We start from the raw sequence: 13,832 nt of genomic DNA, 5'->3' as shown, positions 1-13,832 counted from the left end.
AACGAGACGTAATATGAAAAACGCTGACCTGACCCAATTAACCGCGACCTTCCCGCTTGTGCAGGAGCTGATCGCGCTGAAAGAAACCACCTGGTTTAACCCGGCGACGACGACGCTGGCGCAAGGTTTGCCCTATGTCGGCCTGACCGCCGCAGATGTAAAAGACGCTCACGAACGCCTGCAGCGCTTCGCGCCGTATCTGGCGGAAGCCTTTCCGGAAACGGCCGCCACCGGCGGGATTATCGAATCAGAAGTGGTTGCCATTCCGGCAATGAAACGCCGCCTCGAGCAACAATTCAATCAGCCGATTAATGGCGATCTGTTACTGAAAAAAGATAGCCACCTGCCGATTTCGGGTTCCATTAAGGCGCGCGGCGGCATTTATGAAGTGCTGACCCATGCGGAAAAGCTGGCGCTGGAAGCCGGGCTGCTCACCATCGCAGATGATTATCGCAAATTGCTGACGCCGGAATTCAAACAGTTCTTCAGCCAGTACAGCATCGCCGTCGGTTCTACCGGCAACCTCGGTATGTCGATCGGCATCATGAGCGCGCGCATCGGTTTTAAGGTCACGGTGCATATGTCGGCGGATGCCCGCGCATGGAAAAAGGCCAAACTGCGCAGCCACGGCGTAACGGTCGTTGAGTATGAAGAAGATTACGGCGTGGCGGTCGAACAGGGGCGCAAGGCGGCGGAATCCGACCCGAACTGTTTCTTCATCGACGATGAAAACTCGCGCACGCTGTTCCTCGGCTATGCCGTGGCCGGCGAACGCCTGAAAGCGCAGTTTGCCCAAGCAGGACGCGTGGTCGATGCCGATCACCCGCTGTTCGTCTATCTGCCATGCGGCGTTGGCGGCGGCCCCGGGGGCGTCGCATTCGGCCTGAAACTGGCGTTTGGCGACCACGTTCACTGTCTGTTCGCCGAACCGACCCATTCGCCCTGTATGCTGCTCGGCATTTACACCGGGCTCCATGACCAGATTGCGGTGCAGGATTTAGGGATTGATAACCTGACCGCCGCCGATGGTCTGGCGGTCGGCCGCGCTTCCGGCTTCGTTGGCCGGGCGATGGAGCGCCTGCTCGACGGCCTGTATACCCTTGACGATCAAACGATGTACGACATGCTGGGCTGGCTGGCAACGGCGGAAAACATTCGCCTTGAGCCGTCCGCGCTGGCCGGGATGGCAGGGCCGCAGCGCGTCTGCGCCAGTAAAGCGTACCATCAGCTACAAGGACTGAGCGACGAACAGCTACGTCAGGCCACCCACCTGGTATGGGCGACCGGCGGCGGTATGGTGCCGGAAGAAGAGATGGCGCAGTATCTGGCGAAGGGACGTTAAATCGCTCGCAGCAGCGGCATCAGTTCGCCCGGTGACCGCTGCTGTTTACGCAGATCGCGCATAACCCGCATACAGGGGGCGCTGGCGACATAGAACTGGCGGTAGCCTTCACAGAGCGGGTCGTCGTCGCCCGCGCACAGCCTCCGCCATGCACAGACAAAACAGGCGCTATTGGCGGCCACCTGCCGCTGTTCGCGCAGCGGTTCGCCGCACCAGATACGCAGGGTTTCCTCAAACAACGTAATCGTTATGCGGCCAATATCTTCCCGCGCCCAGATATGGAAAATGGCGCAAAGGAAGTTTCCCCATGCATTGGCATCTTCCGCTCTGAGCTGCGGAATAAAACGAACGGCGCGCACGCCCTGCGCGCGTAGCTCCCGATATAGCTGCTGCGGTTGCTGGCAATGGTGGCGATAAACTTTCACCTCCTGTACTGCCGGTTCGTTGTGAGCGAGGGAGTGGCATTCTGTCCGACATCCTGTCATGTCACATCCTTAAGAAATAAAATGATCTGCCGTAGATGCGTTACAGCAAACAATAATGACAGCGAAAGCACTGCGAGGGAGATCAAAAATTTGTCACGAACTGCTCCCGGCTGCAAAAAATCGCTCTCGGCAACATCCATTAAATGGCGGCTGCGGGTGTAGCGCCAGAGAACGATCGCCACCACAGCCAGTACGCCAATCGATATCCAGAACGCCAGCCCGGCGCTATGCCAGTTGTGCTTAATCGCCAGCGCCATCAGCGCCCCGTAGCCAAGCAGAGTACGGAACCACGCCAGCGAGGTGCGCTCCGGCTGTAAACCGGGATCGTTCTCCCGCCGCGCCCGGCGTTTATCCGCCATACAGCACCAGCAGCATCACCGCCGCCACGACCGCCAGCAGCAGGACGCTAATAACCAGCAGCGTACGGGTATAGGGGAGATCCTGCTTCAGGCGCATCGCCTTTTCGTTACTCAACCAGCGCAGATAGCCATACACCGCCAGCCCGCCGGCAAACAGGCACAGCAGCAGCGCCAGCACTTCGCGAATAAGCGGAGTGGCAAAATCCGGCGCCAGCTGATCGAGCCCGACGCCCGCGGCGAGAAAGCCGAGCGCCGTACGGATCCACGCCAGAAAGGTGCGTTCATTGGCCAGCGAAAAGCGGTAATCCGGCGCTTCGCCAATGCGGGAAATTTTCATCAGCAGTCCTTGTTCGTCACGCAAGCAGGCCACAGCATAGCCTAAATCACGAACAGGAGAGAAGAACCGGCACCCGATGGATGCCGGTAAAGCGAGGGTTAATGCAGCTCAGGCCAGTACGCTTTATTGGCGGCAATCAGGTCATCGAGGATCGCTTTCGCCACCGAGGCGCTCGGTACGGTTTTCGATAGCGTAATCGCCTGCCACAGCTTGTGATATGAACGCTGCTCCCACGCATCCACCACCAGTTTTTCCACCGCCACCTGCTGGCTCATCATCCCTTTCTGGAAATGCGGAATATCGCCCACCGTCAACGGCTCCGGTCCGTTATGACCGACCAGACAAGGGATCTCTACCATCGCGTCGGCATCAAAGTTATGGATTGCGCCATTGTTCGGCACAATCAACAACATTCGTTCCTGAGTGTTAAAGGCGATAGCCGTCGCTAAATCGACGATATACGACGCGTGTTCGTCGATCTCCAGATCGCCCGCGGAAGATTTACCGGCGGCAATAATCGCCCGGCAGGCGCTAAAGACGTTTTTCTCCCGATGATCCATTACCTCATTCGCGCGGGTACGCTCCGGGTTGGAGTGCGCGACCACGTAATCCGGGAACAGATAATATTTCAGGTAAGTGTTTGGCATCGTTTGCGGATCCAGCGCCTGTACATCTTTCGCTTTGGCAAACGTATCGTTCCAGCTGGCTTCGGTGTGCGGGTCGTTCGATGGCGGTACATAGCCGTATTTCGCCACATACTCGCGCAGTTTCGGCATCAAATCGTTGCCATCGAGATCTTCAATCGAGGTCCACCAGCCGAAGTGATTCAGGCCGTAGTAACGCACGCGCATCTGTTTGCGGTCTTTCAGCCCGACGATTTGCGCCATCCGCCCTTCAATGCCGATCGGCATATCGCAAATATTGAGAATTTTAGCATTAGGCCGCAGGCGACGGGTGGCTTCAGCCACTATCGCCGCCGGGTTGGAGTAGTTGAGCATCCAGGCGTTTGGCGAATATTTTTCCATGTAATCCACCAACTCCAGCACGCCGCCGATAGAGCGCATACCATAGGCAATCCCGCCCGGTCCGCAGGTTTCCTGACCCAACACGCCGTGGCGCAGCGGTATTTTTTCATCTTGCTCGCGCATCGGGTATTTGCCGACGCGGATGTGCGCCATCACGAAGTCGACATCGCTAAAGGCGGCCTGCGGGTCGGTGGTGTAGCTGAACTCAATCTCTGGCGCCTGTTCTTTGAGGCTAATTTTACAGGCTTCGGCGATAGTCTCCTGACGCGCGCCGTCGTTGTCATAAAATTTTAGCGCCCGCAGCGGGAAACGATCGCGGTTTGCCAACAGCATTAAAACGATGCCAGGGGTAAAGGTGCTGCCGCCGCCTGCGATAACAACTGAGAATTTTTTCATGATACTGCCTCCGTCATGGTGGTGTGTTCGGTCGATAAAGAATCTTTCATTAAGGTTTCCAGCTGGTCGCGAACCTGCGGGACATGCAGACCAACAATGACCTGAATGCCGTTGCCGCGGCGGACCACGCCGTGAGCGCCGAGCGCTTTAAACACCTCGTCGCTTTGCGTTTTCGCCATATCCACCAGCGCGATACGCAGTCGGGTGGCGCAGTTATTGATGCTTTCAATATTGCCGGCCCCGCCCAGCGCCTGCAGGAAGCCGGCGGCCTGGCCCAGCTTGTTTTCCGCAGCTGCCGCCACGCTGGTTTTACCGCGCGCCTCCTGATAATCCGCTTTGCTGTAAAGCTTGATTTCACTGTCTTCGCGACCCGGTGTTTTCAGGTTCAGGCGTAGGATCAGGGTGCGGAAGATGACGAAGTAGATGCCGGTAAAGCAGAGGCCGATGCCTATCTGGATAAACATCATCGACGCGTGGTGATGGAACATCGGGATCCAGTTTTGCGGCAGGAACTGATCGAGCAGGCCGCCGCCGAAGTTCCCCACGACGCCGCAGATATACATCACCGTCGCCATGGTGGCCGCCAGCAGCGCATGCACGGCAAATAGCAGCGGTGAGATAAACAAGAAGGTAAACTCGAGTGGCTCGGTAATGCCCACCAGCACCGCGGTCAGGGTGGCGGGGATCAGCAAACCGGCGACCTTCACCCGGTTTTGCGGCGCGGCGGTGAAGTAAAGCGCCAGCGCAATACCCACCGAACCAAATACTTTCGAATTGCCATGCAGCGCAAAACCGCCCTCAGGGAACAGCGCTTTCAACGGTTCAACGCTCTGGCTAAATTCCTGCAGATGCTGCGCCCAGTAGACCTGGATGCCGCCTTCCACTACCGCCGGACCAAAGATAAATGGCCCATAGACAAAGTGATGAAGGCCGGTCGGGATCAAAATGCGCTCAAGAAAGATGTAAACCCACACCCCGAGCGCGCCGGCTGAGCGCAGGAAAGCCTGTAGCGACTCAATCCCCATCTGTACCTTCGGCCAGCCGAGCAGCGTAAGCCAGGCACAAGGGATCATCGCGAGAAAAGCAACTATCACCACGAACGACGATCCCTGAAAAATACCGAGGAACACCGGCAGCGGTTTATCGAAGTAACGATTGTGCAGCGCGGTGACGATGCCGGAGATCACAATGGCCCCGATAATGCTGGTATCCAGGGTTTTAATCCCGGCAATCATCGTCAGGCCGCTTCCCGCCGTGGGATCCAGGGTGAAATCAACGCCGAAGAAGTGGCCCCAGGTCATCCCCATGGCGTTGATGAAGTAGTTCCAGGTAAGAAAACTGACCAGTACCGCCAGGCAGGCCCGGCCCTGGGCCTGCTTCGCCAGGCCAATCGGCAGGCCGACGGCGAAAATCAGCGGCATATTACGAAAGACGGTCCAGCCGCCCTCTTCAATGATGTGAACAATTTGCGCGAACAGGCTATCGGGTGCGGTGAGCGCTTCGCCGACAAACATCGGATTACGCAGCATAATGGCGATACCCACCACAATCCCGGCGAATGGGAACAGCAAAACCGGGGTAAACATGGCGCCGCCAAAGCGTTGTATTTGACTGAGCATTTGAAAATCCTCATGTAACAACTCGTAGGGTAAGTGGCCTTTTTTTGTTCTTTACCGGCCTGCTTCGAGCATAGGAATTCGCCCCGTCGGCAACATGCTGCGCCGCTGCGATTCGTGATCGCATTCATGGTTTTAATTCGGTCAATGTTGTCTACTTTTTGCGTAAAACATAGACACGATGAATTGAGGTGACGAAATCAATGTCACTTATAGTTTTTAATTTATTGTTTTTTATAATTTTATAATTCACGTCAGCTGGCTATCGCTGATTCATCAATGACGAATAGAGGTCTACTGGTGATCTACAAATCTATTGCTGACAAACTGCGTTTACGGCTCAACTCTTCCGATTTCAACATTGGCAGCCCGTTACCGGGCGAGAAAAAACTGGCGCAGGAGTTCGGCGTGGCGCGCATGACGATTCGCAAAGCCATTGACCTGCTGGTGGAAAGTGGATTAGTGGTGCGCCGCCACGGCTCCGGCACCTATGTCGCGCGCAAAGATGTACACCATGAGACCAGCAACCTGACCGGGCTGGCGGAAGTTCTGCGCCAGCAGGGTAAAGAAGTGGTGAGTCAGGTGTTGATATTCGAAGTGATGCCCGCGCCGCCGGCTATCGCCAGTCAGCTGCGAATTAAAATTGATGAACGGATCTATTTCTCACGCCGGGTGCGCTACGTCGATGGTAAACCGCTAATGCTGGAGGACAGTTATATGCCGGTTAAACTGTTCCGCCATCTGTCGTTGGGTCATCTGGAGGGGTCGAAGTTCGACTATATCGAGAAAGAGTGCGGTATCACCATCAGCGGCAACTATGAAACCCTCACCCCGGTACTGGCGGATAAACAGCTGGCACGCTCAATGAACGTGCCGGAGCAGACGCCGCTGCTGCGCATTACCTCGCTTTCCTACAGCGATAGCGGCGAGTTTCTTAACTATTCCGTGATGTTCCGCAACGCCAGCGAGTATCAGGTGGATTACCACCTGCGCCGGGTCCAGGCACAGAGCCCGCTAACTCAGCCCCCAGAACAGCACGGCCAGTAGTTGAGGGGTGATTATCCGCAGGAACATCACCAGCGGATAAACCGTGGCGTAGGAGAGCGCCGCCGCGCCGCTGGTGGCGTGCAGGTTGTTGGCGAAGGCCAGCGCCGGCGGGTCGGTCATTGAGCCCGCCAGCATGCCGCAGAGGGTCAGATAGTTCATCTTCGCCAGCATCCGCGCCAGTATGCCCACCGTCAGCAGCGGGATAGCGGTGATGAAAATACCGTAGGCTATCCAGCTGAGCCCCTCGCCGTGGAGCAGGGTGTCGACAAAATCGCCGCCGGATTTCAGCCCCACCACCGCCAGAAACAGCACAATACCGAGTTCGCGCAGCGCCAGGTTGGCGCTCGGCGGCATAAACCAGTACAGCTTACCGATGCTGCCGATACGCCCGAGGATGAGCGCCATAATCAGCGGCCCGCCGGCCAGCCCCAGTTTTAACGCCGCCGGGAAACCGGGAATAAATAGCGGAATGGAACCAAGCAGTACCCCGAGACCAATGCCGATAAACACCGGTAGCATCTGCACCTGCTGCAGCTTTTGCTGCGCGTTGCCGAGTTCATTGGCCACCGCGTCAATGGCCTGAGGCCGTCCAACTAAGTTAAGAATGTCGCCAAACTGCAGGCTGGCATGGCTGCTAGCCACCAGCTCAACCCCAGCGCGATTAAGCCGCGAGATCACGACGTCATAGCGTTGTTTAAAGTGCAGATCGCGGATTTTCTTCCCTAATACCTTCTCGTTAGTGACCACCACGCGTTCCACTTTGAGATCGGTACCGCGCGTTGAGAGCGAAGTCGCCACTTCTTTACCAATCACCAGTTGCGCGTTATGTAAATCTTCCGGCCGCCCGACCAGGTGCAGCAGGTCGCCATGCTGGATAAGCGTAGCCGGCGCCGGCACCATCAATAGCTCATCGCGCTTCAACCGCGAGCAGATAATTTTGTCGCTGTTGAGCATTGGCACGTCCTGAATCGCCATATTATTTAGATTCGGGTTTTCCACCCGCACGTTAATGGTATGCAGATGAGCGTGCCCGTTACCGCTGCTCTCATCAAACTGCTGAGCCTCTTTTTCCACATTGATACGAAAGAACAGCCGCACCAGCCACATGGTCAGCAAAATGCCGCAGATACCAAACGGGTAGGCCATCGCGTAACTCATCCCCATCTGATCGACGACATCAAACGGCAGGCCAAGATCGCGCAGGATTTGCTGCCCGGCGCCAAGCGCGGGGGTGTTAGTGACCGCCCCAGAGAAGATGCCGAGAACGACCGGAAGCGGAATATTGAACAGTTTATGCAGGATCGCAGTCACCAGCCCGCCAAGTACGACGATAAGGATCGCGAACAGATTGAGCTTAAGACCGGAGACGCGTAACGAGGCAAAAAAGCCCGGACCGACCTGAATACCGATGGTATAAACGAAGAGAATAAGGCCAAATTCCTGGATGAAATGCAGCATCGGGCTGCTCAGCGTAATCCCTGCCTGATCCACGAAGTGGCCCACGATAATGCCGCCAAACAGCACGCCGCCGATACCAAAGCCAACGCCGCGGATTTTGACATTGCCGATCCACAATCCCACCACCGCAACCAGCGCCAACACGCTGACGGTCAATGCTATATCACTCATACTATTTTCCCTGTGAATAACATTATCATTAACAGGGATTATGACTGCTGCCGGGTGGGTTGTATGCCGCATGGCGCACAATAATTGCGGAGTAGCTCCGCTACTCGGGAGCATTTTTCTTTTTTGCAGCACTTTTTACTCGACAGGCGCAGTAGGGACGCCGCTGCAAGGTGCGCTTTGCGTAGAAGACTCGAGGGGCCTGCGGATTTTGAATCGATCGTTATTGAAGCTCCTCATCATTAAAATACATCCTACTTAACATAGCGGGCAAAGACATAAATAATAAAAATAACAAATACCCCCACAGGCCAAACAGGACCTTCAGGGAAAAATCTGAAAAACACAACGGCGAATATAACAACCAACAAAGCTGGAACATAAGCTGATATTAACGTTTTAAAAAACCGTTTCAAAAGTGACTTAACAAACCCCATATCATCTACCTAATCATTCGTTTAATAATATCAGCAATATCATCATCAGAGATTTGATGCACTCTAAATGCACCGGCCTTTTCAAATATAGATGAGACAAGAAAATACATCATTTCCAGCCCCTTTGAATATAATGCAAAATAATACCATGGATGAAGCGAGCGCAGTTGATTAGCACTCTCAGCAGCTTTTTGTACAATGCCATATACTCCAGCAATCCCAACAGCTATACCAGCAGCCCGACCGGTTAATGCACTCATGCTAAAGCTTACATTTGTACTTACTGCGACAGCCGATGCCACCCCCAGAGAAAAGCCCTGTTGTGTCAAGGTGCTTGCTGCTATGTGAATATTTACAGTCATGAGGATTTTTTTTATTTTTTCTAATTGCTGTGTCGTTTTGGACTTAAAAATCTCATCAAAATAAACCTTAACCATTTCAAAAACCACACTATCCCCTTCAATAACACGACCAAGACCTATTGTAAATCTTATATCCTCTTGCTTTTGTTGCTTGCAGACATCCTGATATTCACTGGTAAAGCATGAGGAATAATACAACGCTCTTTTAGCTCCTGAACCTATCATTTCAATCTGATTTGACACCCCCACTCTGACACTGGACAGAGCCCTATCAAATTTCAAAGCTAAGATTCTATTATTTTTAAAATATCCCTGAACTTCATTCCGGTAGTACATATCGCTCCTTGCTTCATTTATCATAATAGCTGTTAACAGCATCACTGGAACGGGTGGCCGCTCCCCTCACTTCAAGTGACTGCCGTTCATTCATAACATATCCCTTGTTTTAGTAAGCCTATATGGCAAGCATTCGTTTTTAAACTGAAAAATCTGTTGCAGCAAGGTGATTTAATGCGCTTTCACGCACAAAAAAGCCCCGAATTATCGGGGCTTGAAAGCGATGTGGCTTAATTAACTATTCAGTGCCGGGCGCTCGCTAATGGCGATACGCTGCGGGGCGGCGACTTCCGGCTCGTGGCGGGTTAAGTCGATATGCAATAAGCCATTGGTAAAGGTGGCGCCGGAGACTTCCATATTATCCGCGAGGGTGAAACTCAGGCTGAAGGCCTGATTCACCAGCCCCTGATGCAGCCATTTGGTCTCTTTTTCAGCCGCCTGCGGCGTGCCTTTAACGGTCAGACGCGTACCTTCCAGCTGAATATCCAAATCTTCCTGACGGAACCCGGCTACCGCGAGGGTAATGCGGTAATGGTTATCGTCGCTTTTTTCGATGTTATAGGGCGGGAAGGTTTGGCTTTCACCGGCGGTTTGCAGGGCGTTAGCCAGTTTGTCAAAACCGATCCATTGACGCAGCAGTGGGGATAAATCGTAGTTACGCATAGTGTTTTCTCCTTCTGAGAAGCGAGTAGGTACCTGCGAATTCAGCGAATTCGCATCTGCTCCCTGACGGCGAGCAAGTTGTTTATTCAGGCCGCCGCGCGGCCTGAAGCGTGCAATTAGTTAATTTCGATACGGCGCGGTTTGTTCGCTTCCGGAATCACACGTTCCAGATCGATATACAACAGGCCGTTGACCAGGTTAGCGCCGCGAATATGAATGTTATCGGCGAGCTGGAATTTACGCTCGAAGTTGCGCTCCGCGATCCCCTGGTACAGGTAGGTGCGCTCTTTCTGCTCGGCGGCATGGGAGCCTTTCACCACCAGAAGATTGTCTTGCGCGGTTATCTCTAATTCGCTTTCCGCAAAACCGGCGACGGCAATCGCGATGCGGTAATTGTTTTCATCTACTAATTCAACGTTATACGGAGGGTAGCCGCCGTTGCCCTGGCTTTGATTATTTTCTAACAGGTTGAACAGACGGTCGAAACCAATAGCAGAACGATAAAGCGGGGAGAGATCGAAATTACGCATAGTAAATAGCTCCTGAAATCAGCGAGAATTCAATGGCTTTCCATCATGGACAAGCCGTTATGACCCGGAATACCCCTCAGGCGTATCCTCATTGGGTGACACTACTAAAATGGGTGTGCCCCGACGCTTTTCAAGGCCTTTTCGGCCAAATTTTTTTGCAGTTTGCTGGCGAATGCTTAGACTGGTTGCAAAGCACAAAAGGCAAAGTGCGATACTCGCCACAGTGCAGTGCAATAACGCTAGGCATTCACGGGACGGCTCGTTATAACCGAAGTAACCCCGATAAAATGACGGAAGAGTGATGAAAAGCGGATTGTTAAAGCTGGTCCTGTTCAGCGGGATGATTAGTGTGGGCGGTTGCTCCAGCGTAATGTCGCATACCGGCGGCAAGGAAGGAACCTACCCAGGCACGCGCTCCAGCGCCCATACGCTGGGCGACGACGACACCAACTGGGGCGTGAAATCGCTGGTGGCCCTCGATATGCCGTTCACCGCGGTCATGGACACGCTACTGCTGCCGTGGGATATGTTCCGCACCGACAGCTCGGTAAAATCGCGCGTCGAGAAAAGCGAGCAGGAGACGCTGGCGACCAACTCCGTTATCCCGCCAGCGCCAATGCCTTCGCGCTAAGCTAGCGCTGCGTTTCGGTTATCCACAACTGGCGATAACCGTCGACGTCTTCCATCCACGCCAGGTATTTGCCATCCGGCGAAAATACGACGGCATCCGCGGACGGCGGATTTTCGCGATCGGTCGTCAAATAACTTACCGCGCCGCTGCGGGCATCGCAGAGCGCGATTTTGTTTTCCACCACGCATCCCAGCCACGCGCCCGATGGATGCCAGTTAAATGCCGACTGAATCCCCGTAGCAGTATGTGTTAACTGACGCGGCTCGCCGCCCGCAGCCGGGATAAGCCACAGCTGTACAACGCCTGCATCATCACGCATCAGAAAGGCGATCTCGGTGGCCTGCGGATTGGCGCGTACCCAATGGCGCGGCACATTCACCAGCCCCGGATAGCGGCGCTGGTGGGTAAAGGTCAAACGACGCTGGCTGACGCCTGCCGGCGGCGCGGGCATCGTCGTTGCACTTCCGGTCAGCGGCGCATCGCCCTGCCGCTTCCACCCTGCCTCATCCCGGGGCAGCGTCACAATAAACAGTTCAGGCACTTTGTCGCCGTTTTCCGCCAGCGTATCGCCGATAAACGCTAATGCATGATTGCCGACCCATCCCTCTTCATAAGCGCGATTGATCTCATCGCTGCCGGGTCCTGGGTTCGCCGTGGTACGGCTTACCAGCACGCACCAGTGGCTGCCGGCATATTCGCGGGGATGGGCGCCCTGCGGGCTCACCGGGCCATAGGGCGCGGCTACGCCAACGTTGCGCAGATCCAGCGCCGGATCGTACTCATGCAGTACGTGGTCGTTATACGTGAAGCTAACGAACTGGCCGTCAGGGCTGAAGACATGAACATGGCTGCCGCCGCGCAGCGCGCCGGGGGTATAAGGCGCAGTAATATCCAGCGCATCCAGATTGCGGGTTTCACCCTGCCAGTTAACCACCCCGCGGCGGTGATGAAAATCGTAATGCCAGTTGGCGTCCGGATGTTCCGGGCCGTGAATAAAAACGTATTTATCTTGCGTCGGGTGCACGGTGACCACGCCAACGCAGGCGCCGTCAGCGGCGCGATACAGCGTTTCAACGGCGCCGCTATGGATATTCACCCGTTCAATGGTCTCGCCGGTGAAAGAGGCCCCCGACGGGCGCACGTCGAAAACCAGCCACTGGCTGTCCGGGGTCCAGGTATTGATATTGGTAAGCTGATGGTGACGGGAAGCAAAAGTGACTTGTTTCATGACGATACCCTGATGCGAGACTTACGCATCAGGGTAGCGTATCGCCAAAATTTAGCCTACACGTTTCACATCGCCGACCAGCAGGATATAAGACAGCGCGCCTATCAGCGCCACCACGGAGATATAAACCAGCGCCGGGCCAAAGCCGTAATCCTGCGCCAGATAGCCAATCACCAGCGGGACGGTGATGCCGCCCAGCCCGCCAACAAAGTTAAAGACCCCACCGGTCAGGCCGATCAGGCGCATCGGCGCAAGGGAGGAGACCAGCGACCAGGTGATAGATGCAAAACCGTTGCCGAAGAATGCCAGCGCCATCAACGCCATGATCCAAACGGGGTCGTTGGTATAGTTCGCCCCCATGATGCAGGTGGAGATCAGCAGCCCGCAGATAATCGGCGTTTTGCGCGCCACGCCCAGCGAGTAGCCTTTTTTCACCAGCTTATCCGCCAACCAGCCGGAGAGCAGGACGCCAAAAAACGCGGCGAGGAAGGGCACCGTGGTCATAAAGCCGGCCTTCAGCGCGGTAATGCCTTTTTCCTGGGTTAAGTAGTTCGGGAACCAGGTCAGGAAGAACCACAGCGTCGAGGTAACCGCAAACTGCCCAAGGTAAACGCCAACCAGCTTACGGTGAAAGACCAGCTTCCAGTCCGCTTTCGATAACGGTTGCCGCGCCTCTTTCTTCAGCGGCGCATCGCCATCCACCAGGCCGCCGCCGTCGCGGATATAGTCGAGTTCGGCTTTGCTGATGCTTTTAGTCAGACGCGGCGGTTGATAAACCTTAAACCAGATTAACGACCAGATAATGCCGATACCGCCGGTAACGATAAATACCCAATGCCAGCTTAATAGCTCCTGGATCCAGATCAGTAGCGGCGTGAGGAAGGCCAGGCCCACAAATTGCCCCGAGGTATAAAACCCGACGGCGGAGGCGCGTTCGTGCTCCGGGAACCAACTAGTCACCATGCGGTTATTGGTCGGGAAGGCTGGCGCTTCGAAGATGCCGGTAATGGCGCGTAAACCAATCAGCGACATTAAGCCGGTGGCGAAACCTTGTAGCAACGTCGCCACCGACCAGCCAAATATAGCGATAAAGTAGGTGAGTCTGGATCCCACGCGGTCAAGGAACCAACCGCCAGGGATCTGACAGAGGGTATACAGCCAGGCAAAGGCGGAAAATACGTAGCCCATTTCCGCTTTGCTAATACCAAACTCCTCCTGAATATGCGCCGAGGCGACGGCGAGGTTGGCGCGGTCAACATAACAAATAACCACGGTAATAAAGATCATGATGAGCGTCAGATAACGGCGACGCCCGGTTTTTACAGCGGTAACTGAAATATCCATCGCAATCTGTCTCCAGATTTTGGGCATAGCGAAGCCGCTCACCATGCCCGGTAATTTACAGAGGGTGT

General features: G+C 54.9%; 14 protein-coding genes and 1 other annotated feature. Of the genes, 3 read left to right on the top strand and 11 right to left on the bottom strand.

Annotated features, from left to right (window positions below; translation table 11 throughout):
- Nucleotides 1-13 precede the first annotated feature (13 nt).
- The gene (gene dsdA / locus ABLV78_RS00125; protein WP_047044636.1) at nucleotides 14-1,342 is read left to right on the top strand and encodes a D-serine ammonia-lyase; all 1,329 of its coding nucleotides are present in this window, start codon (nucleotides 14-16) and stop codon (nucleotides 1,340-1,342) included.
- Here dsdA and ABLV78_RS00120 read toward each other — a convergent pair.
- From ABLV78_RS00120 to ABLV78_RS00100, 5 genes are all read right to left on the bottom strand, one after another.
- Nucleotides 1,339-1,827, bottom strand: coding sequence for a radical SAM protein (locus ABLV78_RS00120; RefSeq protein ID WP_047044633.1), 489 nt, complete (start codon nucleotides 1,825-1,827; stop codon nucleotides 1,339-1,341). The two genes, dsdA and ABLV78_RS00120, sit on opposite strands and share 4 nt — an antisense overlap.
- Entirely contained in the window at nucleotides 1,824-2,186 is a 363-nt protein-coding gene (locus tag ABLV78_RS00115; protein ID WP_015369054.1) for a DUF202 domain-containing protein, read from the bottom strand. The genes ABLV78_RS00120 and ABLV78_RS00115 overlap by 4 nt, the downstream gene beginning before the upstream one ends.
- Nucleotides 2,176-2,523: a YidH family protein gene (locus ABLV78_RS00110; protein ID WP_015369053.1), complete on the bottom strand. Its 348-nt coding sequence runs from the start codon at nucleotides 2,521-2,523 to the stop codon at nucleotides 2,176-2,178. Before ABLV78_RS00110 ends, ABLV78_RS00115 begins: the two co-directional genes overlap by 11 nt.
- Nucleotides 2,524-2,621: 98 nt before the next feature.
- Nucleotides 2,622-3,944, bottom strand: coding sequence for a 6-phospho-alpha-glucosidase (locus ABLV78_RS00105; protein ID WP_047044628.1), 1,323 nt, complete (start codon nucleotides 3,942-3,944; stop codon nucleotides 2,622-2,624).
- Nucleotides 3,941-5,563, bottom strand: coding sequence for an alpha-glucoside-specific PTS transporter subunit IIBC (locus tag ABLV78_RS00100; protein WP_047044625.1), 1,623 nt, complete (start codon nucleotides 5,561-5,563; stop codon nucleotides 3,941-3,943). Before ABLV78_RS00100 ends, ABLV78_RS00105 begins: the two co-directional genes overlap by 4 nt.
- Nucleotides 5,564-5,860: 297 nt before the next feature.
- Between ABLV78_RS00100 and ABLV78_RS00095 the strand changes: the two genes are divergently transcribed.
- A complete protein-coding gene (locus tag ABLV78_RS00095) occupies nucleotides 5,861-6,607 on the top strand; it encodes a GntR family transcriptional regulator (protein WP_015369049.1) in 747 nt (248 codons plus the stop codon).
- Here ABLV78_RS00095 and ABLV78_RS00090 read toward each other — a convergent pair.
- The 4 genes from ABLV78_RS00090 to ibpA all read right to left on the bottom strand — a co-directional run bounded on the left by ABLV78_RS00090 (nucleotide 6,575) and on the right by ibpA (nucleotide 10,561).
- On the bottom strand, nucleotides 6,575-8,236 hold the full coding sequence (locus tag ABLV78_RS00090) for a putative transporter (RefSeq protein WP_047044622.1): 1,662 nt from the start codon (nucleotides 8,234-8,236) through the stop codon (nucleotides 6,575-6,577). The genes ABLV78_RS00095 and ABLV78_RS00090 overlap by 33 nt on opposite strands.
- 439 nt (nucleotides 8,237-8,675) lie before the next feature.
- Complete coding sequence (locus ABLV78_RS00085) at nucleotides 8,676-9,368, bottom strand: hypothetical protein (RefSeq protein ID WP_047044619.1); 693 nt, start codon at nucleotides 9,366-9,368, stop codon at nucleotides 8,676-8,678.
- A gap of 234 nt (nucleotides 9,369-9,602) precedes the next feature.
- Nucleotides 9,603-10,031, bottom strand: coding sequence for a small heat shock chaperone IbpB (ibpB, locus tag ABLV78_RS00080; protein WP_015369047.1), 429 nt, complete (start codon nucleotides 10,029-10,031; stop codon nucleotides 9,603-9,605).
- Between the two features lie 116 nt (nucleotides 10,032-10,147).
- Nucleotides 10,148-10,561 (bottom strand): small heat shock chaperone IbpA, encoded by a 414-nt coding sequence (gene ibpA / locus ABLV78_RS00075; RefSeq protein WP_015703892.1) that lies wholly within the window; start codon nucleotides 10,559-10,561, stop codon nucleotides 10,148-10,150.
- Nucleotides 10,555-10,629, bottom strand: a sequence feature (ROSE (Repression Of Heat Shock gene Expression) occurs in the 5'-region of heat shock genes and acts as an RNA thermometer to modulate expression.). It overlaps the preceding gene by 7 nt.
- Before the next feature lie 233 nt (nucleotides 10,630-10,862).
- Here ibpA and ABLV78_RS00070 point away from each other — a divergent pair.
- Nucleotides 10,863-11,192: a YceK/YidQ family lipoprotein gene (locus ABLV78_RS00070; RefSeq protein WP_020077625.1), complete on the top strand. Its 330-nt coding sequence runs from the start codon at nucleotides 10,863-10,865 to the stop codon at nucleotides 11,190-11,192.
- A gap of 1 nt (nucleotide 11,193) precedes the next feature.
- On the opposite strand, the gene ABLV78_RS00065 is transcribed toward ABLV78_RS00070, so the two are convergent.
- Together ABLV78_RS00065 and ABLV78_RS00060 are read right to left on the bottom strand one after the other, a co-directional pair.
- Complete coding sequence (locus ABLV78_RS00065) at nucleotides 11,194-12,420, bottom strand: YidR family protein (RefSeq protein WP_047044616.1); 1,227 nt, start codon at nucleotides 12,418-12,420, stop codon at nucleotides 11,194-11,196.
- Between the two features lie 51 nt (nucleotides 12,421-12,471).
- Nucleotides 12,472-13,809, bottom strand: coding sequence for an MFS transporter (locus tag ABLV78_RS00060; protein WP_032706561.1), 1,338 nt, complete (start codon nucleotides 13,807-13,809; stop codon nucleotides 12,472-12,474).
- Nucleotides 13,810-13,832: the final 23 nt, after the last annotated feature.

The sequence above is a fragment of the Klebsiella sp. CN_Kp075 genome, from assembly GCF_040065055.2.
In the GTDB taxonomy this organism is placed as follows: domain Bacteria; phylum Pseudomonadota; class Gammaproteobacteria; order Enterobacterales; family Enterobacteriaceae; genus Klebsiella; species Klebsiella aerogenes.
The sequence above is the reverse complement of the archived record's forward strand: the minus strand, read 5'-3'. Positions and strand labels throughout refer to the sequence as shown.

Excerpts from the sequence above, each read along its gene's own strand:
- ibpA (WP_015703892.1), bottom strand. The coding sequence starts at position 10,561 with ATGCGTAATTTCGATCTCTCCCCGCTTTATCGTTCTGCTATTGGTTTC.
- ABLV78_RS00090 (WP_047044622.1), bottom strand. The coding sequence starts at position 8,236 with ATGAGTGATATAGCATTGACCGTCAGCGTGTTGGCGCTGGTTGCGGTG.
- ibpB (WP_015369047.1), bottom strand. The coding sequence starts at position 10,031 with ATGCGTAACTACGATTTATCCCCACTGCTGCGTCAATGGATCGGTTTT.
- ABLV78_RS00120 (WP_047044633.1), bottom strand. The coding sequence starts at position 1,827 with ATGACAGGATGTCGGACAGAATGCCACTCCCTCGCTCACAACGAACCG.
- ABLV78_RS00105 (WP_047044628.1), bottom strand. The coding sequence starts at position 3,944 with ATGAAAAAATTCTCAGTTGTTATCGCAGGCGGCGGCAGCACCTTTACC.
- ABLV78_RS00100 (WP_047044625.1), bottom strand. The coding sequence starts at position 5,563 with ATGCTCAGTCAAATACAACGCTTTGGCGGCGCCATGTTTACCCCGGTT.
- dsdA (WP_047044636.1), top strand. The coding sequence starts at position 14 with ATGAAAAACGCTGACCTGACCCAATTAACCGCGACCTTCCCGCTTGTG.
- ABLV78_RS00060 (WP_032706561.1), bottom strand. The coding sequence starts at position 13,809 with ATGGTGAGCGGCTTCGCTATGCCCAAAATCTGGAGACAGATTGCGATG.
- ABLV78_RS00115 (WP_015369054.1), bottom strand. The coding sequence starts at position 2,186 with ATGGCGGATAAACGCCGGGCGCGGCGGGAGAACGATCCCGGTTTACAG.
- ABLV78_RS00085 (WP_047044619.1), bottom strand. The coding sequence starts at position 9,368 with ATGTACTACCGGAATGAAGTTCAGGGATATTTTAAAAATAATAGAATC.
- ABLV78_RS00065 (WP_047044616.1), bottom strand. The coding sequence starts at position 12,420 with ATGAAACAAGTCACTTTTGCTTCCCGTCACCATCAGCTTACCAATATC.
- ABLV78_RS00070 (WP_020077625.1), top strand. The coding sequence starts at position 10,863 with ATGAAAAGCGGATTGTTAAAGCTGGTCCTGTTCAGCGGGATGATTAGT.
- ABLV78_RS00110 (WP_015369053.1), bottom strand. The coding sequence starts at position 2,523 with ATGAAAATTTCCCGCATTGGCGAAGCGCCGGATTACCGCTTTTCGCTG.